The organism is Ruegeria meonggei (assembly GCF_900172215.1).
GTDB lineage: Bacteria > Pseudomonadota > Alphaproteobacteria > Rhodobacterales > Rhodobacteraceae > Ruegeria > Ruegeria meonggei.
This window is the reverse complement of sequence record NZ_FWFP01000025.1, coordinates 1-3,046: the sequence shown is the minus strand read 5'-3', so window position 1 is coordinate 3,046 and position 3,046 is coordinate 1. Positions and strand designations below refer to the sequence as shown.

Sequence of the window (3,046 nt, the reverse complement as noted above, 5' to 3'; positions counted from 1 at the left end):
AGTTAGACCCTCTTTCTTATGCGGTCAGGCCTTTTGGTTCTGGGAGTTTGTTTGCGCGGCAGCATGCGGTGAGGGTGTTGGCGAGCAGGCAGGCGATGGTCATGGGGCCGACGCCGCCGGGGACCGGGGTGATGGCGCCGGCGGTTTGGGCGGCGCTGGCGTAATCGACGTCTCCGACCAGGCGGGTTTTGACGCTGCCGTCCTCGTTGGTGCCTTTTTCCGGCGCGTCGATGCGGTTGATGCCCACGTCGATGACCGTGGCGCCCGGCTTGATCCAGGCTCCGGGCACCATTTCCGCACGGCCGACGGCGGCCACGACGATATCGGCGCGGCGCACCACGTCGGGCAGGTCCTTGGTGCGGCTATGCGCGATGGTCACCGTGCAGCTGTCGCCCAGCAGCAGCTGCGCCATCGGCTTGCCGACAATGTTCGAGCGGCCAATCACCACCGCATCCATTCCCGACAGCGACCCATGGTGGTCGCGCAGCATCATCAGACAGCCCAGCGGCGTGCAGGGCACCATCGATTTCTGACCGGTGCCCAGCAGGCCGACATTCGAGATATGGAACCCGTCGACATCCTTGGCCGGGTCGATCGCGTTGATCACCAGATCTTCGTTCAGATGTTTGGGCAGCGGCAGTTGCACCAGAATGCCATGCACAGCCGGATCGGCGTTCAGCTGGTCGATCAGCGCCAGCAGGTCCGCCTGGGACGTGTCGACCTCCAGCTTGTGCTCGTATGAGTTCATGCCGACCTCAACGGTCTGCTTGCCCTTGGAGCGCACATAGACCTGGCTGGCCGGGTCTTCGCCCACCAGAACCACCGCCAGACCGGGGGTGATGCCGCTTTGCTCTTTCAGCTTTGCAACCTGATCGGCCACCTGCGCGCGTACTTTGGCAGCAAAAGCCTTACCGTCGATAACCTGGGCTACCATCCTGTGATCCCTTCTTTCAAAAACCGGCCCTCTGTCAAAACCGGAATAGGCGCATCAGCGCCCAGCCACTCAGTCAGGGCCAAGCACGCGTTCTTCACGCGCGATCGACCAGTCAATCAATATGCGCCACAGCTGTTCGGCAAGATCCGGGTCCATGCCCAGCTCGTCCGAGCCTGCCCTCACGCGCTGCACCACCTCTTCGACGCGATCCGGAATGCGGGCGGGCAGCCCTTCGGCCGGTTTCAGCTGCGCCGCGCGGTCGATATAGCCTGCGCGGGTCACCAGCATCGCGATCAGCTGGCGGTCCAGCCTGTCGATCTGAACCCGCAACTCCTGCATCGAAAGACAGTCTTGCGGCGGTGTCAGCGTGGGCATGTTCGTCTCCTCATGGCCCGGGGATCCCCCGGACCACGAGATGTCTTATCTGGCGGCTTAGAACAAGCCTTCGATCTCACCTGCGTCATTGAGGCAGATGCTTTCTGCTGCCGGCTTGCGCGGCAGGCCCGGCATGGTCATGATCTCACCGCAGACCACAACGATAAAGCCAGCGCCCGCAGACAGGCGTACCTCGCGCACCGGAACCGAATGGCCGGTGGGCGCGCCGCGCAGGGTCGGATCGGTCGAGAAAGAATACTGCGTCTTGGCCATGCAGACCGGCAGGTTGCCGTATCCGGCCTCTTCCCATTCCTTCAACTGGTTGCGAATCTTGGTGTCGGCCAGCACCTCATCGGCGCGATAGATGCGCTTGGCGATGGTTTCGATTTTCTCGAACAGCGGCATGTCATCGGGGTAGATCGGCGCAAAGTTGGCAGAGCCACCCTCGACGATCTCCACAACCTTCTCGGCCAGCGGTGCCGAGCCTTCGGACCCCAGCTCCCAGTGGCGCGACAGCACCGCCTCGACCCCGTGATCGGAACAGTAATCCCGGACCGCCTGAACTTCGGCCTCGGTGTCGGTGACAAAGTGGTTGATCGCAACCACAACCGGCACGCCAAAGGATTTGACGTTCTCGATATGGCGGCCCAGGTTGGCGCAGCCGTTTTTGACCGCACCGGTATTTTCCGCGCCCAGATCAGCCTTGGCCACGCCGCCGTTCATCTTCATCGCCCGCACCGTGGCCACCAGCACCACAGCCGAGGGCGCAATGCCCGCCTTGCGGCACTTGATGTTCATGAACTTTTCAGCGCCCAGATCGGCCCCGAACCCGGCTTCGGTCACCACATAGTCGCAGACCTTCAGCGCCGTCTTGGTGGCAATCACCGAGTTGCAGCCATGCGCGATATTGGCAAACGGGCCGCCATGGACAAAGGCCGGGTTGTTTTCCAGCGTCTGCACCAGGTTCGGCTGCATCGCGTCCTTCAGCAGCACGGTCATCGCGCCTTCGGCCTTGATATCGCGGCAGTAAACAGCAGTCTTGTCGCGGCGATAGGCCACGATGATGTCGCCCAGGCGTTTTTCCAGGTCCTTCAGATCGTTGGCCAGACACAGGATCGCCATCACCTCGGACGCCACGGTGATGTCAAAGCCGGTTTCACGCGGGAAGCCGTTGCTGACACCGCCCAGAGACGCCGTGATCTGGCGCAGCGCCCGGTCGTTCATGTCGACCACCCGGCGCCAGGCGACGCGGCGGATGTCGATCTCGGATTCATTGCCCCAGTAGATATGGTTGTCGATCATCGCCGACAGCAGCGAATGGGCGGATGTGATGGCGTGAAAATCCCCGGTGAAGTGCAGGTTCATGTCCTCCATCGGAACAACCTGCGCATAGCCACCCCCCGCAGCGCCGCCCTTCATGCCGAAGTTCGGGCCCAGCGAGGCCTCGCGAATACAGATCATCGCGTTCTTGCCGATCCGGTTCAGACCGTCGCCCAGACCCACGGTGGTGGTTGTCTTACCCTCACCCGCAGGCGTCGGGTTGATCGCCGTCACCAAAACCAGCTTGCCGTCCTCACGACCCTGAACCGAGTTGATAAACTCCTGGCTCACCTTCGCCTTGTCGTGGCCATAAGGCAGCAAATCATCACTGGAGATGCCAATCCTGGCCCCAATCTCCTGAATAGGCTTCTTATGCGCCTCTCGCGCAATCTCAATGTCCGATTTATAACTCATTGG

3 protein-coding genes are annotated in these 3,046 nt (G+C 62.0%); all 3 read right to left on the bottom strand.

All coding sequences use genetic code 11. The annotated features are described in order from the left end of the window. Positions 1-16 precede the first annotated feature (16 nt). Positions 17-934, bottom strand: a complete 918-nt coding sequence (folD, locus tag RUM8411_RS22355; protein WP_085824931.1) for a bifunctional methylenetetrahydrofolate dehydrogenase/methenyltetrahydrofolate cyclohydrolase FolD — start codon at positions 932-934, stop codon at positions 17-19. Between the two features lie 69 nt (positions 935-1,003). After that, positions 1,004-1,309, bottom strand: coding sequence for a chorismate mutase (locus RUM8411_RS22350; RefSeq protein WP_085824930.1), 306 nt, complete (start codon positions 1,307-1,309; stop codon positions 1,004-1,006). A gap of 57 nt (positions 1,310-1,366) precedes the next feature. Further along, complete coding sequence (locus RUM8411_RS22345; RefSeq protein ID WP_085824929.1) at positions 1,367-3,043, bottom strand: formate--tetrahydrofolate ligase; 1,677 nt, start codon at positions 3,041-3,043, stop codon at positions 1,367-1,369. Between the last annotated feature and the right edge of the window lie 3 nt (positions 3,044-3,046).

Excerpts from the sequence above, each read along its gene's own strand:
- folD (WP_085824931.1), bottom strand. The coding sequence starts at position 934 with ATGGTAGCCCAGGTTATCGACGGTAAGGCTTTTGCTGCCAAAGTACGC.
- RUM8411_RS22350 (WP_085824930.1), bottom strand. The coding sequence starts at position 1,309 with ATGCCCACGCTGACACCGCCGCAAGACTGTCTTTCGATGCAGGAGTTG.
- RUM8411_RS22345 (WP_085824929.1), bottom strand. The coding sequence starts at position 3,043 with ATGAGTTATAAATCGGACATTGAGATTGCGCGAGAGGCGCATAAGAAG.